The sequence below is a fragment of the Nocardiopsis potens DSM 45234 genome (assembly GCF_000341105.1).
GTDB classification, from domain to species: Bacteria; Actinomycetota; Actinomycetes; order Streptosporangiales; family Streptosporangiaceae; genus Nocardiopsis_A; species Nocardiopsis_A potens.
The window spans coordinates 44664-71082 of sequence record NZ_ANBB01000038.1 but is presented as its reverse complement, the minus strand read 5'-3'; the positions used below and the strand labels follow the sequence as shown (position 1 = coordinate 71082).

The following is a 26419-nucleotide window of genomic DNA, read 5'->3' as shown; positions in this document are numbered from 1 at the left end:
TCGGCAGATCGCCTGCGCACCTGGAGACGGCCTTGATAGAGCATCTGCCATGGCACGAGGCGATCTCACCGACGAACAATGGGCCCTGATCGAGCCCCATCTCCCGATCGCCGCGGTCGGTACCGTCCCCGACCTGCGCAAACACTTCAACGCGGTGATGTGGCGGTTCCGCGCCGGCGCCCCCTGGCGCGACCTGCCCACTGAGTTCGGGCCCTGGCAGAGCGCCTATGACCGCTTCCGCATCCGGGCGCGGCAGGGCGTCTTCCAGCAGCTGATGGAGGCGGTGATCGCCCAGGCCGCCGCCCGGGGCCAGGCCGATCTGGGCCTGGTCAGCGTGGATTCGGCGACCGCCCGGGCCCACCACCACGCCGCGGGGATGGCCCTGGCCCCCGAGCAGCCGGCGGCCCTGGAGGCGGCCGCCGAGGCCGAAAAGGGGGTGAGGCGAAGGGACAACAGCCCCAAGACGGACAGGCCGGTGCCGAGCGCCGGCGCCTGCGCCGGCGGCGCAGGGCCCGTTTGAAAGCCGCAGGGCTGGGGCGTTCCCGGGGCGGGTTGACCAGCAAGATCCATCTGTCCGCCGACCGGCGCTGCCGCCCGCTCTCCTTCGTCCTCACCCCCGGCCAGGCTGGCGACAGCCCGCAGTTCGTCCCGGTCCCGGGGCGGGTGAAGGTTCGCGGGCCCCTCGGGCGCCCCCGGACCCGGCCGGGCGCGGTGGCCGCGGACAAGGCCTACTCCTCCCGGCGCAACCGCGGCTACCTGCGGCGGCGCGGCATCCGGGCGGTGATCCCGGACAAGGACGACCAGGCCGCCGGCCGCAAGAGGCGCGGCAGCGCCGGCGGGCGGCCGGTCTCCTGCGACGCCGCGCTTTATGCCGAGCGCAGCACGGTCGAGCGGTGCATCAACCGGCTCCGGAACCGGCGCGGCATCGCGTTCCGCTTCGACGAGACCCCGCAGAGCCATGAGGCCGGGCTGCACCTGTGCGGTGCGATGCTGTGGATCCGCAGCATCACACCGTGTTCATGATCCGAACTCCAGACAGGACCTAGATCAGCGAACCTCTGCCGAGTTGGCAGTCCCGAGGTGCGCTGGCAGTCCGGCAGGTATTTCCGGGCAGGAACTACGCGCGGCGGGCCAACAGATGAGCGTCGAGGAAGCCCCGCTCGGAGGCCGGATCGTGGAGCAACCGGGCGAAGGGAACGAGCCCGGCATCGGCCAGCAGTTCAGCGAGGCGATCCGTCGGCCAGCTGTAGGCAGGCGCCACCTTGTGGTCGAACCGGACCGGTTCCTGTCCGTCGGTCCCGAAGAAGGAGACCAGGAGCAGACCATCCGGCGCCAGGACGCGTGCCTGCTCGGCGAGCAGCTCCGGCAGTTCTCCCGGAGGGGTGTGGATCATCGAGTAATGGGCCAGCACGCCGCCGAGCGAGGCGTCCTCGATCGGCAGGGATTCCATCCGTGCCTCCTGGAAGCGCAGCGCCGGATGGGCCTGCCGGGCGTGGTCGATCATGCCGGGGGCGAGGTCGAGTCCGAAGGCGTCCAGGCCCAGTTCGTGCAGCATGGCTGTCAGATGTCCGGGCCCACACCCGACGTCGGCTGCCCGCGGGTTGCCCGTCGCACGCACCAGTTCGGCGAAGGTGCCGATCATGGCCCGGGAGAAGGGCTGTTCCTCCAGCCGGTTTGCGAACAGCGATGCGTACAGCTCGACGACTCCGTCGTAGGCCGCCCTGGTCTCGTCCTGATGATTCGCCACGGGCAGGACTCTATATGACGGTCTGATAATTGATCTTGTGGCAGGTCGAGATGAATTGACAGATGCGGCTTGGGAGAAGATTGAGCCCCTGTTGCCGCAGTTGGACGGGCGCGGCCGTCCGTGGCGTGATCACCGGCAGGTGGTCAACGGAGTCCTGTGGCGACTGCGGACCGGGGCTCCTCGGCGCGACCTGCCGGAGCGATACGGGCCGTGGCAGACCGTCTGCGAGCGGTTCGCCCGCTGGGAGGCCGACGGCACGTGGGCGAAGTTGCTGGAGTACGTCCAGGTCCGTGACGACGCGGTGGGCCGGGTGGAGTGGACCGTCGCCGTCGATTCCACGGTCAACCGGGCCCACCAACACGCCGCGGGCGCCCGTAAAAGGGAGACGCGGCCGGGGACGAACTGGATGATCCGGGCCACTCACAGGCGCGCCAGGCCCTCGGCCGGTCCCGCGGCGGGCTATCCACCAAGATCCACCTCGCCGTCGACGGCCGGGGTCTGCCGCTGTCGATCGTGCTCACACCCGGAAACGCCCACGATGCCACCGCGTTCGCCGATGTCCTTGACGGGATCCGCACCCCGCGGGTGAGCACAGGCCGGCCGCGCACGACACCGGACCGTGTGTTGGGTGACAAAGCCCATTCCAGCAGGGCCATCCGTCACCTGCTGCGGCATCGGGGCATCGCCGCCACGATCCCCGAGCGCCGTGACCAGGTGGCCAACCGCCGACGCCGAGGACGCCGCGGTGGCCGGCCACCCGCCTTCGACACAGAGATCTACCGCGACCGCAACGTGGTCGAACGATGCTTCGCCCGCCTCAAGCAGTTCCGTGCAATCGCCACCAGGTTTGACAAGCTCGCGGACCGCTACCGCGCAGGAGTCATCCTGGCCTCCCTGATCCTCTGGCTCCGCGAAGCGGCCAGGTGATCATTTGTCAGACAGGCTCTAGTGCTGTGACCGCAAAGGTTCGCCGGGCCGGCGGTTGGATGGGGTGTGACGTCCGTTCCGACTGCGGGAGGTGTGGTGGCCGAGCCTGTGCGGATGCGCAGACTGACCGATCAGGAAGGGCAGAAGCTGCAGCGAATCGTGCGTCGGGGCAGCACCGGCTCGGTGCGTTAGCGCAGGGCGATGATGCTGCCGGCCTCAGCCGGCGGGAGCCGTGTCCCGTTGATCGCCCGGCTGGTCCACGCCGACGAGGGCGCGGTGCGAGAGGTGATCCACCAGTTCAACGAGAGCGGCCTGGCCTGCCTGGGCCCTCAGTGGGCGGGAGGCCGTCCCCGCCTGCTCGCCCCTGACGACGAGGACTTCGTCCGAGGCCCACTTCGGCCCACTGCGGCAGTTCACCCTGGCCGACTCCCACCACCGCAGCCATCCCGCGCAGACCCAGGTGCTGCACCGCTACCTGCGTTGGCGCAACGCCAACGCCCGCCGCCCCGACGTGCTCGCCGCCCAGCGCAGGGAACGTGCCCGAATCCGCGGGGAGAAGGGCATCCGCTGGGGCGGACGCCCCCTTGTCGGCGTATAGCCGTAGGTGCCCAGCTCGGTGCCGGTGAACATGCTCAGGGCCAGGAGCTCAGCGGAAGGAATCGGCGTTCTCCAAGGCCCATTGCCTGAACCTCCTGGCCGGGGCATGGGTGATCTGAGTGACGGTGTCGCGCACGGTGAGCAATTCCTCGTTGACGTCGCCACCCGTGATGTCGAGGACCGCCTCTGCGGCCTCAACGCCCAAGAACGCGGCCATGTCACGGCGGGCTTCCTCTCGGCTGATCTCGGTGCACGGCACTTCACGTCCCACCGCTTGCGCAATGGCTTCGAGCTGCTGACGGGGAGTGATCCGCTCTGGACCGGTCAGCGCGTAGGTCACCCCCCGGTGGCCGGCCTGGGTCAGCGCGGCGCGAGCCACCGATGCGATGTCCGCGGGGTGGATGGTGGGCAGACCGACGTCTGCGTAAGGCACACGGACCGAATGACGCTTGCGTATTGCGTCTGCCCACCACAGGGCATTGGAGGCGAACTGCGTCGGCCGCAGAATCGTCCAGGTCATGCCGCTGTCCTTGAGCAGACGCTCGACAGCCAGGTTCTCGCCGGCAGGACCCAGGTGCGGGTGGCTCTGGACGGTGACGGACGAAATCAGCACCACATGCTCGACACCAGCCCGCCGGGCGGCCTCCAGGATCTCGGCGTCCGGGCCCATGCCTGACACCAGGAAGGGCGAACGTGCCCCTTCAAGTGCGGGCTTGAGCGAGGCTGGTCGCCCCAGGTCGCCCTCAACGGCTTCGACACCCGCAGGAAACACAGCCCGCGCGGTGTCACGGGTGAGGCCCCTGAGCGGTCCGGCATCCAACGCCCGGAGCTCCTTTACCAGGGCGCTTCCTATGTTTCCGGTGGCGCCGGTTACGACGATCATGAGGTCTTCTCCTGCCTCCAGTCGGTGATCAACGCGACACGACGCTAAGACCTCAACCAAGCTTGAAGTCAACAAGCCCCGGAAGGGGGCCGCGAACCGGGCACATTCACCCGCGAGTGCATAGGGGCGTACGCCGACCCCCCTCGTACCCGCAGCCTGACCAACCCCGCGAACCTTCGCGGTCACAGCACTAGCCCGCCGGCGGGGAGGAGAACCCCGCCCCGGCGCGGGTGCGCCCGGGCGGATCGCCCGAGCCGCAGCCCGGACGCCCCTCCCGCGCTTTCGCCGTGGCGCCCGCCGGTCGGCCGCGGACCGGCGCCCCGCGCGTTCGCGGTGGGAAGGGCCGCGGCACCGGGCGGCGCGGGGGAGCGGCCGGCGGGGCCGCCTCCCGTCCCCTGTCAGCGGTCCCGGCCGCTCTTCTGCACGCGGGTGGTGTCGGCGGTCAGAGGGGTGCCGTCCTGGCCGTGCGGCCGGAGTTCGACGACCGGCCGGCCTTCTGCGTCGAGGAGGTGCGAGCGGGGCTCGCCGTCGGCGAACGCGTGCCGCTCGCCCCACTGCCTCAGCGCCACGATGGCGGTGAACAGGTCCTTTCCGGCCGCGGTCAGCTCGTACACGTGTCGCTTGCCGCTGGGGCTGGTGCTCAGCACGCCGTGCTCGACGAGCCTGCGGAGCCGGTCGCTGAGGATGTTGCGGGCGATCCCGAGCCCCTGGCGGAGTTCGGTGAAGGACGCCGGGCCGTCCATGGCGTCGCGCACGATGAGCAGGCTCCACCGGTCGCCGACGAGGTCGACCGTCCGGGCGACCGGGCACGCGGGGTCGGTCCAGTCGCGGCCGGGTCCGGTGTCCGGCATCGGCCCCTCCTTTCATCGGTTGCTCTTTGAAACCATTGTGCCCTACCCTTCAATGGTTTCATTTTGAAACCGAATGGAGGGGTGGTGGTGGGCGTGGCGGGCGTGCGGCGCACCGTCCTGGCCGCGGTCTGCGCCGCGGCGGTGTCCACGGTGTACGCGATCCAGCCGGTGCTGGAGCCCGCGGGCGCCGAACTGGGTCTGGCGCCGGAATCGCTGGGCCGGCTCGCGGCCGCCGGGCAGGTCGGCTACTTCGCCGGCCTGGTCCTGCTGGTGCCCCTCGGCGACGTGCTGGACCGGCGGCGGCTCATCACCGCGCACCTGGTGCTCGTCGCCGCGGGGGCCGCCACCGCCGCCCTCGCCCCGAACGGGCCGGTCGCGGTGGCGGGGCTGGCGGCCGCGGGCCTCTTCGCGGTCGTGGTGCAGATCGCGGTGGCCTACACCGCCGCCGTCTCCGCGCCGGGCGAGCGGGGGCGCGACATCGGCGCGGTCACCTCGGGGGTGGTGATCGGCATCCTCGGCGCCCGCGTCCTGGCGGGCGCCCTGGGGGACGCGGCCGGCTGGCGCGCCGTCTACCTCGTGCTCGCGCTGCTCTGCCTGGCGCTCGCCGCCACCGCCCGCGCGGCCCTCCGCCCGGACCCCGGGACCGCCCGGGTGCGGTACACGCGGGCGGTCGGCTCGATGGCGCGGCTGGCGGTCACGGACCGCCTGCTCCTCGGCCGGGGCCTCATCGCCCTCTTCCTCTTCGCCTCCTTCGGGACGCTCTGGGGCGGACTGGCCCTCCCGCTCGGTGCCGAGCCGTGGTCGCTCGGCACCGCCGAGATCGGCCTCTTCGGGCTGGCGGGCCTGGCCGGGGCGCTCGGGGCGGCCCGTGCGGGGCGGTGGGCCGACCGCGGCCGCGCCGGCGCGGTCAGCGGCCGGTCCCTCGCGCTGCTGGCGGCCTCCTGGGCGCTCATCGCCCGGACGGAGCCGACGCTGTGGCCCCTCATCGCCGGCGTCGTGCTGCTGGACTTCGCGGTCCAGGCCGTCCACGTCAGCAGCCAGCACCTGCTGACCACCGCGCACCCGGACCGCGCGAGCGGCGTCATCGGCGCCTACATGGCGTTCTACTCCCTGGGGTCCGCCCTCGGCGCGGTCACCTCGGCCTGGGCCTACGCCTCCTGGGGGTGGTGGGCCTCCTGCCTGGCCGGCGCCTCGTACGCCCTGCTCGGGCTCGCCGTGTGGGCCGGCACGGCCGGCCGCCCCGGCGGTCGGGCCCCGCGAGGGGGCGGCCGGCCCCGAACGGGAGGAGCGGAAGCTTCCGGGCATCGCCCCGCATAGCCGGACAAAACCAGATCTACGTTGTACGGGCCGGGATGTCGGTCACAGACCACGGCACCCGGCACCGGGGTCAGCCCGGCGGGGGGAACAGGAAGAAGAACAGCGCCGCCGCGACGACCACTCCGAACAGCGTCCAGCGCGGAACCGTCCGGCGGCGCAGCACCCATAGCGCGACGAAGGCGGCGAACTCCACCGCGGCCGCCACCCCGAGGAGGATCGCGGGGGTCAGGTCGTGTCCGTCGCTGAGCGCCGCGTCGCACTGCGCCTGAGCGACGTCGGTGAAGGTCATGAAGCATTCCGGCGGTTCGGTGCTGAGGAGCGCCACCATCGCCATGAAGGGCAGCGTCAGCAGGGTGATCAGGGTCGCCGCGATCGGGACCAGGACGGCGCCGATCGGCCGGCGCCCGGACGCGGGGGGAGTGCCGGGCGCCTGCGCGGGCCCGGGGTCGTCGGGTTCGGCCATGGGGGAGAGCGTAGCGGTGGGCCTCCGCGGGGCCGGGCGGGCCTCTTTCAGGGCGGGCCGCCGCCGCTGCGCCCGGGGAGAGGGCCGCCGACGGGCCTACTCCGGGCCGGCGGGCCGGCCGCGCGCCGCGGCCCGGCGGGCGCGGTGGTTGGCCACGTTGACCCGGTTGCCGCACAGGTCGGGCATGCAGTAGCGGCGGCGGCCGGGCCGGGTGGTGTCGATGAACGCCCCCCGGCAGGTGGGCGCGGAGCACTGGCGGAACCGCCGCTCGCCGAGGTTGTGCACCACCCCGAGGATGCCGACGCCGCAGATCAGCGAGAGGGCGTCGGCGGCGGTCGCGTCCTCGGGGAGCGGGGCGGCCCAGCGGGTGCGCCCCTCGTGCGCGGGGTCGGGGATGAGCGTGGCGCCCCGGGCGGGGGCGGTGAGCGCGGTGGCCCCGGAGACGAGGCGCTCGCGGTCGGGGCGGTCGATCAGCTCCCGCACGGCGGCGCGGAGCCGGTGCACGGCGCGCAGCTCGTCCGGTCCGGCGCGGCGGGCCGGTTCGGAGAGGGAGCCGGAGGCGCCGCCCGGCGGGCCGCCGTGCAGGTCGGCGAAGGCAGCGAGGGCGGCGGCGTCGGGCAGGCGGTCGTCGCCGCGCCAGACCTCGGCGGTGGTGTTGACCAGGTCGGTCGCGACCCCCGCGGCCCAGACGTAATCGTTGAAACCGACTTGCATCCCTTACCCGCCCCCACTACGTTCGACCAAAAGCGATTTTAACCCCTTACGTCTTCGGGGGTGGCCCGATCCGCCCCCGGCCGCGCGAGCAGGCGGCCGCGACCGCCGCCGCGCCCCGTCTCCCGCCAGGAGGGCCCGCCCATGCCGCAGCTCGACATCGACGCGCTCGTCTTCGACGTGCTCGGCACGCTCGTCGACGAACCCGCCGGCATCCGCGCCGGAATCCGCGCTCTCGACCCGCCGCCGGACGGCCCCGGGACCGAGCGGCTGCTGTCGCTGTGGCAGCGCCACGTCGACCGCGAGCAGCGCCGCATCCTCGACGGAGAGCGGCCCTACCGGGCCGGTGGCGCCATCGACCTGGAAGCCGCCCGGCTCGTCGCCGACGCCGCCGGAGCCCGCGGCCCGGCCGCCGCCGAGGAACTGGCCCGGTCCGCCCGCACGCCCCCGCCGTGGCCCGACGCCGCGGCCGGCCTCGCCCGGCTCGCCGAGCACTTCCCGCTGATCGGGCTCTCCAACGCGAGCCGGACGGCGCTGCTGGAGATCAACGCCCGCGCCGGACTCCGCTGGCACCTGGCCCTCTCCGCCGAGGACGCCCGGACCTACAAGCCGGACCCCGCGGTCTACCGGCTGGCCGTCGAGGCCTCCGGGCGGCCGCCGGAGCGGCTGCTGATGGTCGCCGCGCACGCCTGGGACCTCCGCGCCGCGCAGCGCCTGGGCCTGCGCACCGCCTACGTCGCCCGCCCGGTCGGCGACCCGCCCGCCCCCTCGGACCGGTTCGACCTGCACACCGACGGCCTGACCGACCTGGCCGCCCGCCTCGGCACCGGACGGGCGGCCTCCGGCTGACCGGGCGCCCGCGGCCCGCACCGGACCGGCCTCCCGACCTCGGTGGGGGCGCCGTCTCCGCGGGCCGCCCGGCCCGCCCCGCATGGGGTTCCGCCCGCGCCTTCCGGCCCGGGGTGTCCTATGATCCGGTCACGGCGGCGGGATCGCCGCCGCCGGGGCCACGGGGGAGGCGGCGAAGGTGAGCAACGTCGAGACGGACCCGGCCGAGGTGCGGTGCGCGGCCTCGGCGCACGCAGGTCCGGGCGGGGAGCCGCGGGTCGAGGTGCTGTCCGCGCGGGAGGTGCCGCTGGGAGGCCAGCGGGCGATGACGGTGCGGCGCACCCTGCCGCAGCGGGCCCGGACCCTGATCGGCGCCTGGTGCTTCGCCGACCACTACGGCCCCGACGACGTCGCCGAGACCGGCGGCATGCGCGTCCCGCCGCACCCGCACACCGGCCTGCAGACGGTGTCCTGGCTGTTCAGCGGGGAGATCGAGCACCGCGACAGCCTGGGCAGCCACGCCTTCGTCCGGCCCGGCGAGCTCAACCTGATGACCGGCGGGCACGGCATCAGCCACTCGGAGGTCTCCACCCCGGGGACCACCGTCCTGCACGGGGCCCAGCTGTGGGTGGCGCTGCCGGAGGAGGCCCGGGACGCCGGCCGCGACTTCCGGCACTACGTTCCCGAGCCGGTCCGGGTGGGCGGCGCCGAGGCCCGGGTCTTCCTGGGCGAGCTGGCCGGACAGGCCTCCCCGGTGCCGACCTTCACCCCGCTGCTCGGCGCCGAACTCCTGCTCGGCCCCGGCGCGGCCGCGGAGCTGCCGGTGGACCCCGCCTTCGAGCACGGGGTCCTGGTCGACCAGGGCGACGTCCGCCTGGGCGGAACCGGCGGGACCCTCGTGCGCCGGGCGGAGCTGGGCTACCTCGGCCCCGGGCCGGACACGTTGGCGCTGGCCAACGAGTCCGACGGCCTGGCGCGGCTGCTGCTGCTCGGCGGCACGCCGTTCGAGGAGGAGATCGTCATGTGGTGGAACTTCGTCGGCCGCAGCCACGAGGACATCGTCCGGGCCCGCGAGGAGTGGCAGCGCGCCTCCGACCGGTTCGGCGCCGTCGACGGCTACGACGGGGACCGGCTTCCCGCCCCCGGTCTGCCGAACGCCGTCCTGCGCCCGCGCCGGAACCCGCCGCGCGGCTGAGCCCGCGGCCGGCGGGGGACAGAGGAGGGGCGTCCGGAAGGCGGGCCGCGGCGCCGGCCGTGCAGCGGATCGGCGCCGGGCACCGGTAGGCCCTCCTGGCCGACCGCACCGGGATCGGCGCCGCCCCTGCCGCCCGCGGGCCGGCCCCCGCCCCTCGTGCGCGAGGCACCGGCCGGCGGCGGAGCGCGCCGGCCCGCCCGTGTGCGGCGCGGCACCCCGCCGACCGCGGTGGGCCCGCCGGCCCCGCCGCCCTGAGCCCCTGCGCCGGGCGGTCAACCGGGGCGGACCTGGTGCAGGAGCGCCTCGGTCGCCGCGGCGAGCCGCTCGGCGGCGGCGGGGTCCAGGGTCGGGAAGCCGGGCGGGAGGACCTTGCCGCGGTCGATCGCGGTGAGGGGCGACTCGGGCGGGCGGTCGATGAAGCCGTGGACGGGGGCGACGGCCGCCTCGACGGGGCGGGCCGCCAGCCGGGCGGCGCCCCGGAGCAGGACCCGGACCGGCGCGGGCAGAGGGGAGAGGTCGCCGCTCCTGGTGAACCCGGGATGGTAGAGGACGTAGCGGATGGGGGCGCTGTCCGGGCGGGCGGCGAACGCGACGCCGAGCAGGTCGTTGGCGCGCCCGGCCTGGAGCTGGGCGGTGATCGTGCTGTAGCCGCGCTCCAGCTGCAGGTCGTCCCAGTGGATCCGGCCCTTGGCGACGCCGGTGCCGGAGACGTTGACGATCACCGGTGCGGGGCTGCGGTGCAGCAGCGGCGCGAGGCCGCGGCCGAGCAGGTGGCGGCTGAGGTAGTAGAGGGCGAAGGTCCTCTCCAGGCCCTCGGCGGTGACGGTGCGCCTGGGCGCCTGCCGGTTCGCGAAGAGGGCGAGCGCGTCGACGGCCCGGTGGCGCTCGGCGATCCGGTCGATCGCGGCCCGCGTCGCGGCGACGCCGGACAGGTCGGCCCGGATGAAGTCGACCCGGTCGGCGGCGCCGATCCGCTCGGCGTCGGCGAGGAGGCGCCGGCCCTTGCCCGGGTCGCTGCCGAGGGCGACGACGCGGTCGCCGCGCTCGGCGCGTGCCAGGGCCAGGGCGCGGCCCATGCCGTCGGTGCCGCCGCTGACGACCACGGTGCGCCGGCGCCGCGGATTCGGGTGGTCGGGTTCGGTCGGGTCGGCCACGTCTCCCCCTCGTCGGTTACCTTCGGTGCGTATCGGCATCATCGGTGGCCGCCCGGCTCAGCGGAAGGACGCGGTTTCATGTGCGGTGCGCACACGGATGTTCCCTCGGTGGTCAGAGCGCCGCTGCCGAGCCCGGTTCCGGCCGGCGAGCATGAGCGGTGCCCGGTCACCGACCTGCTGCGCCGGGTGGGGGACAAGTGGTCGGTGCTGGTGATCGTGCTGCTCGGCAGGGGGCCGCGCCGGTTCAACGGGCTCCACCGGGGGATCGAGGGGATCAGCCACCGGATGCTGACCCGCACGCTGCGCTCCCTGGAGGGCGACGGGCTGGTCCGCCGGGAGGTCTTTCCCACCGTTCCGCCGGGCGTCGAGTACGGCCTGACCTCGCTCGGGCGCTCGCTGCTGGAGCCGCTCTCGGCGCTGGCCGACTGGGCGGTGGAGCACGAGGGGGAGATCGCCGAGGCGCGGCGGGCCTTCGGCGCGGACGCCTGACGCTGCGGGGGCGCGCCGGGTCCCGCCGGGTGCCCGGTCCGGGCCCGCTGCGGGCGGGGCCGTCGCCGGGCGGGGCCGGCGGGAACGGGTGCGGCCGGGGAGGCGGGGCCGATCGCTCCGCCTCCCCGGCCGTCCGCCGGGTCAGAGCAGCCGGAGCCGGCCCGGGGCCTCCGCCTCGATGACCTCGACCAGCCAGTCGAACACGGTCGGGCCCAGGCCGGCCGCGGCGCGGTCGAGTTCGGCCTGGATCGCGGCCCGGTTGGCGGGGTGGGCGCGGTCCCGGCGGGCTTGGAGCCGGCGCGCGGTCTCGGCGTGGCCGAGGGCCTCGCGGGAGGCCTCGTGGTCGTGCCACTCGATGACGAAGTCGCCGTCGTCGGGGGTGCCGTGCCCTCCTCTCAGGCAGTCGGCGAACGCGTCCAGGTTGGAGCCGAAGTAGCCGCCGGGGCCGTTCACGGCCTCGCCGATGACCCGCCAGAAGCGTTCCAGGCTGGTCACCTCGCGGCCCTCGATCACGTAGGTCGCCGTCATGGTCGGGAGCGTACCCGGGCGGGCTCAGCAGCCGTAGTCGACCAGGTCGAACGAGGCGTAGTGGTCGGCGGTGTAGTAGTCCTCCTGGTAGGAGTCGCCGGTGACGATGCGGCGCGCTCCGCGGTCGGGGGAGCCCGGGGTCTCGACGGTGTACTCCTTGTAGTACCCGGTGTTCTGGGGCGGGAGGAGGCCTTCCCGGTTGTAGAAGGTCGAGCCGTCCTGCGGGTAGGGGAAGGGGCCGCCGGCCTCGATCAGGTCGAGCGTGTCGTGGGCCTGGGAGGGCAGGCCGGTGTAGCAGATGCTTCCGACGTCGGCGTGGGCCGGGGCGGTCGCGCCGCCGACGAGGAATGCGGCGACGAGTGCGGCGGAACCGCCGATACGCGAGATGAGCGGGGAAATTCGCATGTACACCATTGAGCATTCCGCTGCGGCGTGCGTCAATCCCCGCCGCGGGGAGTTCCTCTCGGATTGGGGCGGCGGTAACCCGTGCGGAGTCTCCGCCGTTCGCCGCGCTCCCCGGTATTCGAACCGCGGCCACCAGCGGAAAGGCCCCGCCGCCGCCGGTCCGTGCGGGCCGGGGAAGTGAACGGGGCCTTTCCTGTGGAAAAGCGGGTGAATATGTGAACCCTGTGGACGGGGTCCGTGAAGGAAAACGGGGCAACGGTGTATTCCGGGCGCGGGGGGCCGCCCGGGCGGCCCCCCGCCGGTGCGGGAAAGGCGGCGCGCGGGTCAGGGGCCGTAGTTGTACATGCTCCCGCCGGGATAGACCGTGCCGACCCCGTTGCGGTAGGCGTAGCCGCCGTAGGCCGCCCCTTCGACGAAGGTCCAGCCGCCCAGGGTGCGGCCGTTGAGCGGCACGTACCAGCCCGCGGCGTTGGGGTCGGTGTAGGCGCGCAGCGAGAAGTGGATGTGGGCGCCCGTGGTCGAGCCTCCGGCGCACAGGCTGTTGCCCTGGGTGCCGAGGTAGTGGCCGGTGCCGACGTCGTTACCGGGCAGCCACTGGTAGTCCTCCAGGTGGTAGTAGTCGGTGGAGTAGCCGTTGCCGTGGATGACGCGGGTCCAGCCGGTGCACAGCGAGTAGGCGTAGCCGCCCGCCGCGGCGCGGGCCTGGCCGGCGCCGCCGGCGAAGTCCACCGAGCTGTAGGGCGGGCCGGGGCTGAAGCCGTGCGGGCCGCCGGTCATCACCATCGAGGTGCCGGCCGCGAACGGGAGGCCGACGCCGGTCGCCTGCGCGGCCGAGGCGCGCCCGGGGTCGGTGGAGGCGGCCAGGGCGGTGCGCTCCTCGCCGTCCAGCAGCGCGGAGTCGGCGAGCAGGTCGGAGAAGGCCTCGTCGCCCTCCAGGCCGACCGCCCAGGCGCCGCCGCTGAGCTCGGCGGCGAACAGCCAGGCGTAGGGCTCCTGGCCCTCCTTCTCCGGGGCGGTGACGATGGCGACGCCGAACGCGGCGTCGCCCGCGGACTCGCGGATGTCGACGCGCACGCCGCGGCCGGCGTCGTCGAGCGCGGAGAGGTCGGTGGAGCGCTCCTCGAGCACGCCGTCGACGACCGCGTCGGCCAGTGCGTCCTCCGCGGAGGACGCGCCGGCGGGGGCGGGCAGGCCGGCGGCCTGCCCGCCGGCGAGGACCTCGACGTTGTCCGCGCGGCTGTGCGCGGCGGGCGCGGGATCGGCCGCGGCGGGCGCGGCGCCGACCGCGAGGGCCAGGACGGCACCCACCGTGCAAACCGGCGCAAATCGGGTGTAGCGGGGCAGGGAGATGGGGGGACGCCTCACGGCTTCTCCTGGGGGGTCGAACGAGCGGGGGACGACACGCACCGCCCCCTCTGGGCGGTGGTCAGGGCAACCTAGCCACGCCACCGCCGCCCGGCAAGGGCCCCTCGGCCCGGGCCCGGGCCGAGGGAACGGGCCGCCGGAAGACGCGCGCCCGCCTTCGGCCGGCAGGACGCGGCCCCGCCGGCGGGGGGGAGCGGGGCCGCTCTGCCGAGGCCCCGCTCCGCGGGCGAGGGCGGAAGAGGCCGCGGGTGCAAGGAGAGGCGCGGCCGCCGGATCAGTCGGGCGGAGCGGCCGCCCGGGTCAGGGCGGGGCGGGAGGCCCCTTCGTCCACATGGAGCCGGACCCGCTCGGCGAAGTGCGCAAGGCTCTCCGAATCCATCAGAGCGGACAGGGGGACGTGCACGCCCGTCTCCCGGCGGACCAGGGAGACCGCGCGCAGGGCGCTGAGCGAATGGCCGCCCAGGGCGAAGAAGTCGTCGTCGAGACGCACGTCCTCCACTCCGAGGAGGCCGCCCCAGATCTCGGCGAGCCGCCGGGACAGGGGGGTCCAGCCCGCTCCTTCTCCCTCCTCCTGCGCGCCCGCTCGCGGCGGCGGGGGCGCCGCGGCGGAGTCGGCGGCCAGGCTCCGGAGGGCTTCGCGGTCCACCTTGCCGTTGTCCGACAGGGGCAGGGCGCCGATCGGGGCGACCACGCTGGGGACCATGTGGTCGGGGACGGCGGAGAGGAGGCGCCGCCGGAGGTCGGGGCCGTCGAGATCGGCTCCGGGGCGGGGCACCACGTAGGCGATCAGCCGCTTGCCCCCCACCGGGTCGTCCACCGCGGTGACGGCGGCCTGCGCCGCGTCGGGCTCACGGCAGATCGCGGCCTCCACCTCCCTCGGTTCGACGCGGAACCCCCGGATCTTCACCTGGTCGTCGTAGCGGCCGACGAATTCCAGCAACCCGTCCTCGCGCACGCGGATGCGGTCGCCGCTCCGGAAGAGCCGGCCCCCCGGCGTGCCGAAGGGGTCCGGAACGAACCTCTCCGCGGTCAGGGACGGCTCGCCGATGTAGCCGTAGGCGAGCCCGTCCCCGCCGATGTAGAGCTCCCCCTCCTCCCCGGGCCTGACCTCGCGCAGTCGGGGGTCCAGCACGTGCGTGCGCGTGGCGGCGACGGCGCCGCCGAGCGGCACGCTGCCGATGCCGCCCCCGGTATCGTCCTCGCCCACGGTGTGCGCGGTGGCGAAGATCATCGTCTCGACGGGGCCGTACACGTGGACCAGGCGCGTCAGCGCCCCTCCCTGCCGGACCCGCCGCATGTGGCAGGGGGAGGAGGCCTCCCCGCCGGTCAGCACCTGGCCGACGCCGAGGGCGCGGGGGTATTCGTCCGCCATGAGCGCGAAGAGCCCGGCGGAGAGGTACAGCGATGTCGCGCCGTGCCGCCGCACCAGGCCGGCGATCGCGGCGGGGTCGGGCCTGCCTCCCGGTTGCAGGACGCACACCGAGCCGAACAGCAGCGCCGCGAAGAGTTCGAACACGCCGGCGTCCCAGGCCATGGGGGCGGATTGGATCCAGACCTCCCCCGGGCCGAAGGCCGCGTAGTCCTGGCCGAGGAGCCTCGAAGAGATGGTCCGGTGAGACGACAGCACCCCTTTGGGGCGGCCGGTGGAGCCGGAGGTGAAGATGAGGCAGGCGGGGTCGTCGGGGTGCACCGCGGTGCTCAGAGGGCGCGCGGGGCGCCCTGCGATCGCCGACGCGTCCCGGTCGAGCAGGACGAGGGCGGCTCCGGGAACCAGGTGCGCCAGGTGTTCCCGGGTCACCAGGATGCGCGCCTTCGCCTGCTCGGCGACCGCGCGGAGGCGGCTTTCGGGCAGCTCGGGGTCGAGGGCGGTGTAGGCGGCTCCGGCTTTGAGGACGGCGAGCACGGAGACCACGAACTCGGTTCCGCGGGGCAGCAGGACGCCGACCACGTCCCCTCGGCCGACCCCCTCCTCGACCAGGTGCGAGGCCAACCGGTCGGCGCGCGCGCCCAGGTCGGCGTAGGTCGTCTCGGAGTCCTCGAAGACGAGGGCCACCGCGTCCGGGTACCGTGCGGCGGCGTCCTCGAACAGCCGCCCCAGAGGGGCGGTCCGCGCGCCGGGCTCGGCGGCGCCGGGTCGGGTACTCATCGGGTTCCTCCTCCCTGGAGACGTGGTCAGGCGCCGGTCCGCTCACGCAGGCTGCGCGGCCTGATGTCGGCCCAGACGGATTCGATGTGCTCCAGGCACCGCTCGCGGTCCCCGGTCACGCCGGCCTCCTTCCAGCCCGCGGGCACCTTCAGCGCCGTCGGCCAGATCGAGTACTGCTCCTCGTCGTTGACCACGACCCTGAATTCGTCGTAGGCGTCCACGGCCGAGCCTCCCTCTGCTACCCGCTGCTTCCGTCATCGGTCGCTCCAAGCCAGACAGCGGGCGGTATCCGCGCCTTATCGCCGGGGCAAACACCGGGCGCCTCCGCGCCGGAACCCCCGATTCCGCCGATTTAGCGATCGGATAACCGGCCCTCTTAGCTTCGGCGCCGATGGAGCACGAAACGCAGACCGGCCATGCGGGTACGGAAGCGCCGGAGGGTTCCGGAGCCGCGGGCCCTCCCCGGCGGCCGCGCCGGCCCGGATCCCCGGGGAAGCGCTCCGGCGCCTACCGGAGCCCGGCCGGCACCCTTCCCCTTCCGCGGTCCCTGCCGAGGCCGGCGCACGTCCTCGCACTTCCCGCTGCGGACGGCCGAAGGCGCCGCGGGCGGCGGCCGCAGGGCCCGCCCGGCCGGGCGGGCCCGCTGGACGCGCCGTCCGGTACCACCGAACCCCCCACCGCTGAGAAGGGCCCCAGGACATGCACGACGGCACTGCGCCCGCCGGCAGCACCGGTATCGACGACGAGCTCCTCGACGTCCTCGAGGAGACGGCGGCAGGGGAGCGGGAGCCCGCGGGCCGGGGGCCCGATGGGCCGGTCCGCGAGGAGCTCTCGTTCCCCCAGCGGCAGATCTGGTTCTTCGAGAAGTGGACCCCCGGGACGCCGACGTACAACATCGGTACCGCCCACCGAGGGGGCGGGGACATCGATCCCGAGATCCTCCTCGCGGCCTTCGCGCAGACCGCTCGGCGCCATCCGGCCCTGCGCACCGCCTTCGGCGAGGACGACGGGACGCCTTTCCAGGAGATCCGCGACCAGGGGGAGGTGCCGTTCACCCGGCGGGACCTGAGGCGGGAGCGGCCCTCCGCGGAGGACCTGGCGGCCATGGCCGAAGAAGAGGTGCGGCGCCCGTTCGACCTCACGCGGGAGCCCCCGTTCCGCGTTCTGCTGCTCGACGGCGGCCGGGGCGGGTGGACGCTCGTGCTGACCGTGCACCACATCGTCGCCGACGGCCGATCCATGCGGCTGATCATGGAGGACGTGTCCGCGGCCTACACGGTCCTGGCCGCCGGGGGCGGGCCGGCGGAGCCCGGCCCCGCGCCCCACCACTTCGACGCCGTCCGCTCCCGCCTGGACCGCTGGGAGCAGGGCGCCCTCGCCCCATCGGTGGACCACTGGCGCGACCGCCTCGGGGACCGCCCCGAGCACACCGGCTTCCCGGCGGACCACCGCCGGCCCGCCGTGCAGACCTTCACCGGGCGCACCCACCGCCTGGCCCTTCCGCGGCGGCTGGTGGAGCGGGTGCAGCGCACCGCCCGGGCCGAGGGCGCCACCCCCTACGCCGTATGGTTCGCGGCCTTCTCGGTCCTTCTCGGCCGCTACGCCAACCAGGAGGACATCGTGGTCGGCGCCCCGGTCTCCTCGTGCGCGTCCCGCACCGACGAGGCCACGGTCGGCCTGATGGTGAACACGGTCCCCCTGCGGGTGCGCCTCGCACCGCGGAAGAGCTTCCGCGACGCCATCGCCGATGCGCACGGCACCGTCATCGACGCGCTGGAGCACTCCGAGGTCCCCTTCGAACGCCTCGTCGCGGCTCTGGGCGTGCAGCGGGACCCGGCTCAGAGCCCGATCGTGCAGGTCGTGTTCGGCATGGACGAGTCCGCCGGGGCGGCGCCGTCCTTGGCGGGGTCCCCGCTCACCCCGGTGGCCGTGGACCGCCGCACCGCCAAGTTCGACATGACCTGGCTCATCGACGACACCGCTGCCCCCCGCATCGACATCGAGTACAACGACTCCCTGTACACCCCTGAGACGGTGGCCAGGATCGGCAGGGAGTACCTGCGGCTGCTGGAGCGCCTGCTCGGCGCTCCCGACGCCGACGCCGTGACCGCCGACTTCCTCGGAGAGCGCCCTGCGGGCCGCCTCAACGCGGACGCCCCGCCCATCGGACTGGCGGACGGGGACTGCGTGCACGCCCGGATAGCCGAATGGGCGCGGCGCACCCCCGAGGCCACCGCGGTCCAGTACGGCGATCAGCGCATCGGCTACCGGGAACTGGACGAGCGGGCCGGCCGGCTCGCCCGGGTGCTCCGGGGGGAGGGGGTCCGGCGCGGCGGCGTCGTGGGGGTCCGCCTGGAGCGGGGGATCGACATGATCGTCTCCCTGCTGGCGGTGTTCAAGGCAGGGGGCGCCTATCTTCCGCTCGCCCCGTCCCTGCCCGCCGAGCGGACCCGGTTCATGCTGGACGACGCGGGGGCGGCGGCGGTCGTCACCGCCGGCGGACCGGGACGCCGGCCTCCGGAGGGCCCGTGGGCGGTGGTCGACCTCGACCGGCGGGAACAGGAGATCTCAGCGGCGCCGCCGGTCCCCGCCCACCAGCGGAGCGGGCTCGACGACCTCGCCTATGTGATCTACACGTCCGGCTCCACCGGGCTTCCCAAGGGCGTCCAGGCCACCCACCGCAACATCGCGCGCCTGTTCCCCGCCACCGGGGCGTGGACGGCCTTCGGCCCCTCCGACGTGTGGACCATGTTCCACGAGTTCACCTTCGACGTCTCGGTGTGGGAGATCTGGGGGGCCCTGTCCACGGGCGGACGGCTGGTCACCATGCCCAAGGAGGTGACCCGCTCCCCGGAGGAGTTCCTCTCCCTGGTCCGTGAGACCGGCACCACCGTCCTGAGCCAGACCCCCTCGGCGTTCCGCAACCTCGTCGAGGCCGACGCGGCGGCCGCGGAGCAGGAGGAGCCTGCGCTGCGCCATGTCCTGCTGGCGGGCGAAGCGGTCGACATGGCCGCCGTCGGGCAGTGGTTCGAGCGCCACGGCGATTCCCGGCCGGAGGTCGCCAACCTCTACGGGATCACCGAGACCACGGTGCACTCCACTTACAGGAGGCTGCGCGCCGCGGACGTCGGCGCTTCCTCCAGCCCCATCGGGGTCCCCCTCGCCGATCTGCGCATCGAGGTGCTGGACCGGTGGGGGAACCCCACCCCGCCGATGACCGCGGGGGAGATCCACGTCGGCGGCGGCGGGGTGACGCGCGGCTACCTCGGGCGCCCCGGCCTGACCGCCGAGCGGTTCGTCCCCGACCCCCGGGCGGGCGGGGACGGCTCCCGCCTCTACCGCAGCGGCGACCTCGCGCGGGTCACGGGCTCCGGAGAGCTCGAGTACATCGGCCGCGACGACCACCAGGTCAAGATCCGCGGATTCCGCATCGAGACGGGCGAGGTGGAAGCGGCACTGACCGCTCACCCGGCGGTGGAGGGCGCGGTCGTCGTCCCGCATGCCGCCGGCGACGGGCGGCCGGCGCGGCTGATCGGGTATGTGAAGACGGCGGGTGGGGAGAGCACCGCGGGACTGCGGGACTTCCTCGCGGGGAGGCTGCCCGATTACATGGTGCCGGCGCTCCTGGTCCCCGTGCAGCGGTGGCCGCTGACCTCCAACGGAAAGGTCGACCGGCGCGCGCTCCCCGCCCCCGGCGCCGACCGGCCGGACCTGCACGGCGACTACACCGCCCCGCGCGGCGGCATGGAGCGCGCGCTGGTCGAGGTCTTCCAGGAGGTGCTCGGCATCGACCGGATCGGCGTGCACGACAGCTTCTTCGACCTGGGCGGGGACTCCATCCGCAGCCTGCAGATCACCGGGCGGGCGAAGCGCCGCGGGATCGATGTGCCGCTGCGCGAGCTGTTCCTCCGGCCCACCGTCGCAGAACTGGGCGCGGTGGCCTCCTGGAGCGGAACCGGCCGGCCCGGGCGCAGCGCACCGTTCTCTCTTCTCTCCGGTGCCGACCGGGCGCTCCTGCCCGCGGGGGTGGTCGACGCCTACCCCATGTCGGTGCTGCAGACCGGGATGCAGTACCACATGGAACTCGACCCCGAGAACCTCCCCTACCACAACGTGAACAGCGTCCACGTGCGGATGCCCTTCGACGGCGAGCTCTTCCGCCGCGCGGCCGAGGACGTGGTCGCCCGGCACCCCGTGCTGCGGACCTCCTTCGACCTGGCCGGATACGAGCAGCCGACACAGCTGGTCTGGGAGGCGGCCGAGATGCCGCTGATCATCGAGGACCTTCGGCACCTGGACGCCGACGCGCAGGCGGCCCGCCTGCGGGCCTTCGTCGACGAGGAGCGCTCCCGGCCCTTCGACCACGAGCGGCCCCCGATGGCCCGCATGGCTCTGCACCGGCGCGGCGACACGACGGTGCAGTGGACCGTCACCGAGCACCACGCCATCCTGGACGGCTGGAGCCTGAAGTCCTTCGAGGCCGAGGTCCTCCAGCGCTACCTCGCGCTGCGCAAGGATCCGGGCGCGCCGGCGGCCGCCCCTCCCGAGCCGCTGTTCCGCGAGTTCGTCCGGTTGGAGCTGGAGGCCCTGGACTCCTCCGACTCCTCCCGCTTCTGGAAGGAGAGGACCGCCGGTCGGGCACCGGTACCACTGCCCGTCCCGGACCGCGAGGAGGCCGCCGGGGCGGGCGCCGACAGCGGAATCGGCGGCGAGGAGGTCGGCGGAGTGCGCCAGTGGCGCTCGACGACGACCCGCAGCGGTTCGCAGCGGTCGCTGGAGGCCCTGCTGCCCGCGGAACTGAGCAGGTCCCTGCTCGGACTCGCGGCGGAGACGGGCGTTCCGCTGAAGAGCGTGCTGCTGACCGCACACCTGAAAGTGCTCGGCCTCGTCACGGGCTCGCCCGACGCGGTGGCCGGGATGAGTTCGCACGGCCGCCCGGAAGAGGACGGCGCCGCCGAGGTGTACGGGATGTTCCTCAACATCGTGCCGGTCCGGCTGCCCAGGGGCTGCAGGACCTGGGCCGACCTGATCCGCTCGGTGTTCGGGCAGGAGCAGGACCTCATCCCGCACCGCCGCTACCCGCTGGCCCTGATGCAGCGGGACGCCGGCGGGCGGGAGCTGTTCGACAACACCTTCCTCTACAACCACTTCCACGTGATGCAGGACGTGCTCGGCGATGAGATCGAGTTCCTGGACTCCCGGTCGGTCGGTACGACGGACTACCGCGCCGAGCCGACCGACCACACGCTGTCCACCGGCTTCCTGCGCGACCCCCGCTCCGAGCGGCTCCTGCTCCGCTTCGACTACTACACCGGCCGGCTCGGCGATGCCGCGGCAGAGGAGATGCGCTCGCTCTACCTGGACGTCCTCGCCGCGATGACCGACTCCGGGGCCGAGCACGAGGCGTTCGCCCCCCGCTTGGGCCGCGGAGGCGCCTGATGATCCGAGGCGGCGCCGCGTCCGCGCGGAAGCGCACGGCGCCCGGGAGCGGCGGACCCATGGGGCGCGCCTTCAACCGCTTCTGGGGCGCCTACTGCCTGAGCAATTTCGCCGACGGGCTGCTCATGACCGGGCTTCCGCTCATCGCGGCCACGATGACCTCGGATCCGCTGCAGGTCTCGGCCCTGCTGACGGCGCGCTTCCTGCCGTGGCTGCTCTTCGGCGTCGCCGCCGGGGCGCTGGCGGACCGCATCGACCGGAGCCGCGCCATCGCCGTCGCCAACGCGGTCCGAGGGGGCGCGCTGATCGCGGCGGCGCTGGTGCTGGCGGCCGGGCACGGCGGGATCTGGCTGCTGTACGCGGCCATGTTCGTCGTCATCGGCTGCGAGACCGTGTACGAGAGCGCGGCCAAGGCGATGGTGCCCACGCTGGTGCCTCCGGGCCGGCTGGACCGGGCGAACGGCCGCCTGGAGGGCGGGCGGGTCGTCACCGAGGACTTCGCCGGCTCCCCCGCGGCCGGCGTCCTCATGGCGGTGGGCGCGGCCGCACCGCTGTTCGCCAACGCCGGCGGCTATCTCCTGGCGGCGGCGGTCCTGCTGCTCCTCCCGACATCCCCGGCAGCGGCCGCACCGATGCGGGAGGGCGCGGAGCCGCGTCCCTCCTTCCGCCGGGACGTCGCCGCCGGGCTGCGCTTTCTGTGGAGCGACCGCGTCCAGCGGGCGAACGTCGCCTACAACATCGCCACGATGACCGCGCTGCCGATGGCGACGTCCGTCCTGGTCCTCGTGGTCCAGCAGGTCTTCGGGGTCCCGGCGGCCCTGTACGGGGTCTTCATGGCGGGTTCGGCGGTCGGCGCCCTCGCGAGCGCGGCCCTCACCGCGCGCCTCGCGGACCGCTGGGGCAGGACCCGGGTGTTCGCGGTGGCGATGGCCGCCCTGGCGGCCTCCCTCCTGGGGTTGGGGACCACCGGGAACCCCGTGGCCGCGGCTGCCCTCTGGGCGGTCTTCGGCGCGGCGCTGACCGCCTCCAACATCGTCCGGGAGGCCCTGTTCCAGTCCATCACCCCGAACCGGCTGCTCGGTCGCGCCACCAGCACCCGGCGGATGTTCGCCTGGGGTGCCGCCGCCCTCGGTGCGCCGGCGGGCGGCCTGCTGGGCCGCATCGACCTCCAACTGCCACTGCTCGCCGCCGGCGCCCTGCTGGCGGCCGCGCTCCTGTGCTACCTCCCCGCGTTCCGCAGGGCGGCGGCCCGCGCCGCATCGGCGGAGCAGGAGCGCAAGGCGCCCGAAGACACCGACCCCCGCCGTCCCACCGACCACGAATAGGCATTGAACGGATGCACTCCGGCAGCACACCCCTGTCCTACGCCCAGCGCGGCCTGTGGTTCTCGGAGCGCCTCTCGGGCGCCGGCGGGGCCTACAACGTCCCCGTCCGCATCCGGCTCACCGGCCGGCCGAACCCCCAGGCCCTCGAACAGGCGCTCCGCGACGTCGTGAAACGGCACGAGCCGCTGCGCACGGTGTTCCCCGAAACCGGCACCGGGCCAGTGCAGCGGGTCCTTTCCGTCGTCGACGTCCCGGCGCTCCTGCACCTCGCCGACGGTGCGGAGCCGGCGGAGGCGCAGTTGGCCCGCTTCGCCCGGCACCGCTTCGACCTCGCCGCGGAACCGCCGATCAGGGCCCTGCTCGCGGACTCCGGAGAGGAGGGCGGCACACTGCTCGTCGTCGTCCACCACATCGCCATCGACGGATGGTCGTGCGGCGTCCTCCTGCGCGAGCTGAACGCCGCCTACTCCGCACGCCTCGGCGGAGCGGCCCCCTCCTGGACCGAGCTCCCCGTCCGCTACTCCGACTACGTGCTGTGGCAGCGGAAGCTGCTCGGGGACCCCTCCGATCCCGGCAGTCCGCTCGCGGCGCAGACGGCCTACTGGGAGCGGCGGCTCGCGGAGCTGCCGGAAGAGATCGCGCTCCCCTATGACCGGCCCCGGCCGGCCGAGGCCACCCAGCGGGGCGGCGCCGTTCCCGTCGTGCTCGGCAGAGACCTCCACACCCGCCTGTCCGGACTCGCCCGGCGGGAGCGCTGCACCCTATTCACGGTGCTGCTGGCCGCACTCTCCGCGACCCTCACCCGTTTCGGAGCGGGACCGGACGTTCCGATCGGTGCGCCGACGGCGGGCCGCAGCGAACCGGAACTCCACGACAACATCGGCCTTTTCGTGAACACCCTGGTGCTGCGCGTGGACACCTCCGGAGATCCGGCCTTCACCGACCTGCTCGCCAGGGCGCGCCGCACCGCCGCCGACGCCTTCGCCAACGGCGAGGCCCCGTTCGAACTGCTGGTGGAACGCCTCCAGCCGGTACGGACCCTGTCCAGGCACCCGCTCTTCCAGACCATGCTGACGCTCAACCGGGCCCCGGTCCCCGAGGGCGCCGAAGGCGGCTCCGCCGCCCTCGGCGCCGATACGGCGGGCGTGGACAACGGAACGGTCAAGTTCGACCTGGACCTGGGTCTGACCGAGCGGTACGACGGCGCGGGGCCCGCCGGGCTGTCCGGCGCGCTCGGCTACGCCTGCGACCTGTTCGACGCCGACACCGCCGAACGCATCGCCGACGCGCTGGTGAGGGTCCTGCGGCAGGCGGCCGAGGATCCGGCGCGGCGCATCGGCGCCTTCGAAGTCCTCTCACCGGAGGAGCGCACCGGGCTCGAGGCCGCCTTCCGCGGCCCCGACCGCCCGGTTCGGGCCTGCACGGTCACCGACCTCTTCGAACGGGCCGCCGACGCGGCCCCTGGAACCGTCGCCCTGCGCTGCGGGGACCGGGAGTGGACCTATGCCCGGCTGGACGCCGAGACCGGGAGGCTGGCGCACGCGCTGCAGGCCCGCGGGGCCGGGCCCGGCAGCCTGGTCGGCGTCTGCGCGGACCGGTCCGCCGAGATGGTGATCGCCCTGCTGGCGGTGCTCAGATCCGGCGCGGGCTACATCCCCGTCGACCCGGCCTACCCGGCGGAGCGCAAGCGGTCCATGATGGCGCAGGCATCGGCCGGGACACTGGTGGCGGCGCCCGGAACGGACGCCTCCTGGCACGGCGGGGAGACGGTCGGCACGGACGCGCCGGCCCCACCCGGCGCCCGCGGGCGCCCGAACGCGGGAACGGCGCCCGGCGACCTCGCCTACGTCATCTACACCTCCGGATCCAGCGGCCGCCCCAAACCGGTCATGGTGGAGCACCGCACACTGGTGAACTACCTGGAGTGGTGCCGCGAGGAGTACGCGGCCGGCGGCACAGGGGGAGCTCCGGTCTTCTCCTCCTACTCCTTCGACATGCTCGTCCCCGACATCTACGTTCCGCTGATCACGGGGCAGGCGGTGACCGTCGTCCCGGAGGGGACCGATCCCTCCCGGCTGGGGGCCGCCCTGATGCGGCACGCCCCCTATGCCTTCATCAAGCTGACCCCGGGCCATCTGGACCTGCTGGCCGAGCAGCTGACGGAGGAGGAGGCGGGGCGCCTGTGCTCCCTGCTCGCCGTCGGCGCCGACACCTTCCAGCCCCGCGTCCTGGACGCCTGGCGTTCACTGGACCCCCGGACCCCCGTCGTCAACGAGTACGGGCCCACGGAGGCGTCGGTGGGCAACTGCGTCCACCGGGTCGAGGGCCCGGTGCCGCCGAGCGGGGTGCCCATCGGCTCCCCGATCGCGAACACCGCCATGTACATCCTCGACGGCAACCTGAACCCGGTGCCGCGGGGCAGCACGGGGGAGCTCTACATCGGAGGCGACTGCGTCGTCGCGGGCTACGGGGGCCTCCCCGCGCTGACCGCGTCGAAGTTTCTTCCCGACCCTTTCGCCGGCGGCGGGTCGCGCATGTACCGCACCGGCGACCTCGGCCGGATGCTGCCCGGGGGCGCCATGGAGTTCCTGGGGCGCCGCGACGAGCAGCTCAAGGTCAACGGGTTCCGCATCGAGCCGGGCGAAGTGGAGGCCGCCCTGGAGGAGGATCCGTCGGTGGCGAAGGCGGTGGTGACCGCCCGGTCCGCCGGAGGGGGAGCGCCCACCGGGCTCGTCGCCCACCTGCTGCCCGAGGAGGGAGCGGCCCTCGACACCGGGCTCGTCCGCGACCGCCTGGCCCGGCGGGTCCCCGCTTACATGCTCCCTGCGGCCTTCGCGGTCGTCGACGACATCCCGCTGACCTCCAACGGCAAGCTCGACCGCGCCGCGCTGGCGCGGAGCGCGGCCGAGCCCGGCCCGCGCCCCGCCCGGGCACCGGGCACGGACACCGAGCGCGAACTGCACCGGCACTTCTGCGACGTACTGGGCCTCCCGGAGGCCGACACGGCGGCGTCCTTCTTCGACCTGGGCGGGAACTCGCTCCGAGCGGCCGTGCTCGTCACGCGGCTGCGGTCGGCGCTCGGGGCCGACCTGGCCCTGCCCGACCTGTTCCGGACCCCTTCGGTGGAGGCGCTGGCCCGCGCTCTCGCCGGCCGCGGCGGCGGCAGGCCCCCCGGCGCCGCCGCGGCCGGCTTCGCCCCCCTCCTCACGCTGCGCGGGCCCGGCGGGGAGGGCGGAGAGAGCACGCCTCTCTTCTGCGTCGCCCCTGCGACCGGCCTCGCCTGGGCCTATGCGGGCCTGCTCCGCCACCTGCCCGGAGACCTCGTCGTCCACGGGCTGCAGTCGCCCGGGCTGACCGACCCCGACCACGCCCCGGCGGACATAGGCGCCTTCGCCGCCGACCTCGTCGCACGGGTCCGCCGCGTACGGCCCACCGGGCCCTACCGCCTGCTCGGATGGTCGCTGGGCGGCACCGTCGCCCATGAGATGGCCGTCCGGCTCCAGGAGGAGGGGGAGGAGGTGGACAGGGTCGTGGTCCTCGACAGCAACCCCGGTGTCGCGGTGCGCAAGGCGTCCGGTTTCTCCCCCCGGTCCCCCGCCGTGATCCGGGGCGCCCTGGAGAACTTCGGGGTCCCGGCGGCGGAGCAGGACGCCGCGGCCCTCACCGCCGAAGGAGTGGCACGGGCGCTGCGCGCCCACAGCCCGACGTGGGGCGCGATCACGGCGGCCCAGGCCGAGCGGATCCTGCAGAGCTACGCCCGCTCGATGGGCCTGGGGGGACCGCGGGTGTCCCGGGTCTACCGCGGAGACCTCCTGCTGGTCTTCACCGAACACAGCCGGAACGCGGCCGCCTGGGCCGGTGAGGTGCGCGGGGAGATCATCGCCCGGCACATGCCCGTCTCCCACCACGACCTGCTCGGCCCCGTGGCCCTGGAGCGGGTCGGCCCCCTTGCGACCCGGTACCTGCTCGGCGGACCGGACGCCCCCGGACCCCGCCGGGCCGACTGATCCCTGGAGCCGGCCCCGCCGACTCCTCCCGCAACAGGCCGT

General features: G+C 74.3%; 19 protein-coding genes and 2 pseudogenes. 10 read left to right on the top strand and 11 right to left on the bottom strand.

The features are described from left to right. Nucleotides 1-49: 49 nt before the first annotated feature. Nucleotides 50-1023 (top strand): annotated as a pseudogene (locus D459_RS34400) (IS5 family transposase). Between the two features lie 94 nt (nucleotides 1024-1117). On the opposite strand, the gene D459_RS0115270 reads toward D459_RS34400, so the two are convergent. Then, a complete protein-coding gene (locus D459_RS0115270; RefSeq protein ID WP_017593883.1) occupies nucleotides 1118-1747 on the bottom strand; it encodes a class I SAM-dependent methyltransferase in 630 nt (209 codons plus the stop codon). A 37-nt stretch (nucleotides 1748-1784) separates the two neighbouring features. On the opposite strand from D459_RS0115270, the gene D459_RS34395 reads away from it, so the two are divergent. Then, nucleotides 1785-2674, top strand: a protein-coding gene (locus tag D459_RS34395; protein WP_394296696.1) for an IS5 family transposase whose coding sequence is annotated in 2 segments (ribosomal slippage) — nucleotides 1785-2139 and nucleotides 2139-2674 — 891 coding nt in all. Because the reading frame shifts where the segments join, the coding sequence is not laid out codon by codon here. A gap of 96 nt (nucleotides 2675-2770) precedes the next feature. After that, nucleotides 2771-3272 (top strand): annotated as a pseudogene (locus tag D459_RS34390) (helix-turn-helix domain-containing protein). A gap of 48 nt (nucleotides 3273-3320) precedes the next feature. On the opposite strand, the gene D459_RS0115255 reads toward D459_RS34390, so the two are convergent. Together D459_RS0115255 and D459_RS0115250 are read right to left on the bottom strand one after the other, a co-directional pair. Further along, on the bottom strand, nucleotides 3321-4154 hold the full coding sequence (locus D459_RS0115255) for an SDR family oxidoreductase (protein WP_017593880.1): 834 nt from the start codon (nucleotides 4152-4154) through the stop codon (nucleotides 3321-3323). Nucleotides 4155-4552: 398 nt separating this feature from the next. Beyond that, the gene (locus tag D459_RS0115250; RefSeq protein ID WP_017593879.1) at nucleotides 4553-5005 is read right to left on the bottom strand and encodes a winged helix-turn-helix transcriptional regulator; all 453 of its coding nucleotides are present in this window, start codon (nucleotides 5003-5005) and stop codon (nucleotides 4553-4555) included. Between the two features lie 63 nt (nucleotides 5006-5068). On the opposite strand from D459_RS0115250, the gene D459_RS0115245 reads away from it, so the two are divergent. Continuing rightward, nucleotides 5069-6322, top strand: a complete 1254-nt coding sequence (locus D459_RS0115245) for an MFS transporter (RefSeq protein WP_241485050.1) — start codon at nucleotides 5069-5071, stop codon at nucleotides 6320-6322. 70 nt (nucleotides 6323-6392) lie between these two features. On the opposite strand, the gene D459_RS33675 is transcribed toward D459_RS0115245, so the two are convergent. Beyond that, nucleotides 6393-6785, bottom strand: a complete 393-nt coding sequence (locus D459_RS33675) for a hypothetical protein (protein ID WP_017593877.1) — start codon at nucleotides 6783-6785, stop codon at nucleotides 6393-6395. Nucleotides 6786-6881: 96 nt separating this feature from the next. Continuing rightward, on the bottom strand, nucleotides 6882-7499 hold the full coding sequence (locus D459_RS0115235) for a CGNR zinc finger domain-containing protein (protein ID WP_017593876.1): 618 nt from the start codon (nucleotides 7497-7499) through the stop codon (nucleotides 6882-6884). Between the two features lie 141 nt (nucleotides 7500-7640). Here D459_RS0115235 and D459_RS0115230 point away from each other — a divergent pair, with 141 nt between their 5' ends. Together D459_RS0115230 and D459_RS0115225 are read left to right on the top strand one after the other, a co-directional pair. After that, on the top strand, nucleotides 7641-8345 hold the full coding sequence (locus D459_RS0115230; protein WP_017593875.1) for a haloacid dehalogenase type II: 705 nt from the start codon (nucleotides 7641-7643) through the stop codon (nucleotides 8343-8345). Nucleotides 8346-8523: 178 nt separating this feature from the next. After that, complete coding sequence (locus D459_RS0115225) at nucleotides 8524-9519, top strand: pirin family protein (RefSeq protein WP_017593874.1); 996 nt, start codon at nucleotides 8524-8526, stop codon at nucleotides 9517-9519. A gap of 272 nt (nucleotides 9520-9791) precedes the next feature. Here D459_RS0115225 and D459_RS0115220 read toward each other — a convergent pair whose 3' ends face one another. Further along, complete coding sequence (locus D459_RS0115220) at nucleotides 9792-10673, bottom strand: SDR family NAD(P)-dependent oxidoreductase (RefSeq protein WP_017593873.1); 882 nt, start codon at nucleotides 10671-10673, stop codon at nucleotides 9792-9794. A gap of 78 nt (nucleotides 10674-10751) precedes the next feature. On the opposite strand from D459_RS0115220, the gene D459_RS0115215 reads away from it, so the two are divergent. After that, complete coding sequence (locus D459_RS0115215; RefSeq protein ID WP_026120418.1) at nucleotides 10752-11162, top strand: winged helix-turn-helix transcriptional regulator; 411 nt, start codon at nucleotides 10752-10754, stop codon at nucleotides 11160-11162. A 141-nt stretch (nucleotides 11163-11303) separates the two neighbouring features. Here D459_RS0115215 and D459_RS0115210 read toward each other — a convergent pair whose 3' ends face one another. The 5 genes from D459_RS0115210 to D459_RS0115190 all read right to left on the bottom strand — a co-directional run bounded on the left by D459_RS0115210 (nucleotide 11304) and on the right by D459_RS0115190 (nucleotide 15827). After that, nucleotides 11304-11690: a barstar family protein gene (locus tag D459_RS0115210; protein ID WP_017593871.1), complete on the bottom strand. Its 387-nt coding sequence runs from the start codon at nucleotides 11688-11690 to the stop codon at nucleotides 11304-11306. Nucleotides 11691-11714: 24 nt separating this feature from the next. Beyond that, nucleotides 11715-12095 carry a ribonuclease domain-containing protein gene (locus D459_RS0115205; RefSeq protein WP_241485048.1) on the bottom strand — a complete coding sequence of 127 codons (381 nt, stop codon included), beginning with the start codon at nucleotides 12093-12095 and terminating at the stop codon, nucleotides 11715-11717. Nucleotides 12096-12419: 324 nt separating this feature from the next. After that, nucleotides 12420-13445, bottom strand: coding sequence for a peptidoglycan DD-metalloendopeptidase family protein (locus D459_RS0115200; protein ID WP_026120417.1), 1026 nt, complete (start codon nucleotides 13443-13445; stop codon nucleotides 12420-12422). Nucleotides 13446-13734: 289 nt separating this feature from the next. Beyond that, nucleotides 13735-15606 carry a non-ribosomal peptide synthetase gene (locus tag D459_RS31725; protein WP_017593868.1) on the bottom strand — a complete coding sequence of 624 codons (1872 nt, stop codon included), beginning with the start codon at nucleotides 15604-15606 and terminating at the stop codon, nucleotides 13735-13737. Nucleotides 15607-15632: 26 nt separating this feature from the next. Then, on the bottom strand, nucleotides 15633-15827 hold the full coding sequence (locus D459_RS0115190; protein WP_017593867.1) for an MbtH family protein: 195 nt from the start codon (nucleotides 15825-15827) through the stop codon (nucleotides 15633-15635). Between the two features lie 478 nt (nucleotides 15828-16305). Between D459_RS0115190 and D459_RS31720 the strand changes: the two genes are divergently transcribed. Genes D459_RS31720 through D459_RS31710 form a run of 3 tightly spaced genes read left to right on the top strand, consistent with a single transcriptional unit; the run spans nucleotide 16306 to nucleotide 26377 of the window. Next, entirely contained in the window at nucleotides 16306-21045 is a 4740-nt protein-coding gene (locus tag D459_RS31720) for a non-ribosomal peptide synthetase (protein ID WP_017593866.1), read from the top strand. A 59-nt stretch (nucleotides 21046-21104) separates the two neighbouring features. After that, a complete protein-coding gene (locus D459_RS31715; RefSeq protein ID WP_161634168.1) occupies nucleotides 21105-22370 on the top strand; it encodes an MFS transporter in 1266 nt (421 codons plus the stop codon). An 11-nt stretch (nucleotides 22371-22381) separates the two neighbouring features. Further along, a complete protein-coding gene (locus D459_RS31710) occupies nucleotides 22382-26377 on the top strand; it encodes a non-ribosomal peptide synthetase (protein WP_017593864.1) in 3996 nt (1331 codons plus the stop codon). The last annotated feature ends 42 nt before the right edge of the window (nucleotides 26378-26419 follow it).

Bases quoted from the DNA above. Each gene is read 5' to 3' on its own strand.
- D459_RS0115255 (WP_017593880.1), bottom strand. From the start codon at position 4,154: ATGATCGTCGTAACCGGCGCCACCGGAAACATAGGAAGCGCCCTGGTA.
- D459_RS0115250 (WP_017593879.1), bottom strand. From the start codon at position 5,005: ATGCCGGACACCGGACCCGGCCGCGACTGGACCGACCCCGCGTGCCCG.
- D459_RS33675 (WP_017593877.1), bottom strand. From the start codon at position 6,785: ATGGCCGAACCCGACGACCCCGGGCCCGCGCAGGCGCCCGGCACTCCC.
- D459_RS0115235 (WP_017593876.1), bottom strand. From the start codon at position 7,499: ATGCAAGTCGGTTTCAACGATTACGTCTGGGCCGCGGGGGTCGCGACC.
- D459_RS0115230 (WP_017593875.1), top strand. From the start codon at position 7,641: ATGCCGCAGCTCGACATCGACGCGCTCGTCTTCGACGTGCTCGGCACG.
- D459_RS0115215 (WP_026120418.1), top strand. From the start codon at position 10,752: ATGTGCGGTGCGCACACGGATGTTCCCTCGGTGGTCAGAGCGCCGCTG.
- D459_RS0115210 (WP_017593871.1), bottom strand. From the start codon at position 11,690: ATGACGGCGACCTACGTGATCGAGGGCCGCGAGGTGACCAGCCTGGAA.
- D459_RS0115205 (WP_241485048.1), bottom strand. From the start codon at position 12,095: ATGCGAATTTCCCCGCTCATCTCGCGTATCGGCGGTTCCGCCGCACTC.
- D459_RS31725 (WP_017593868.1), bottom strand. From the start codon at position 15,606: ATGAGTACCCGACCCGGCGCCGCCGAGCCCGGCGCGCGGACCGCCCCT.
- D459_RS31720 (WP_017593866.1), top strand. From the start codon at position 16,306: ATGCACGACGGCACTGCGCCCGCCGGCAGCACCGGTATCGACGACGAG.
- D459_RS31715 (WP_161634168.1), top strand. From the start codon at position 21,105: ATGGGGCGCGCCTTCAACCGCTTCTGGGGCGCCTACTGCCTGAGCAAT.
- D459_RS31710 (WP_017593864.1), top strand. From the start codon at position 22,382: ATGCACTCCGGCAGCACACCCCTGTCCTACGCCCAGCGCGGCCTGTGG.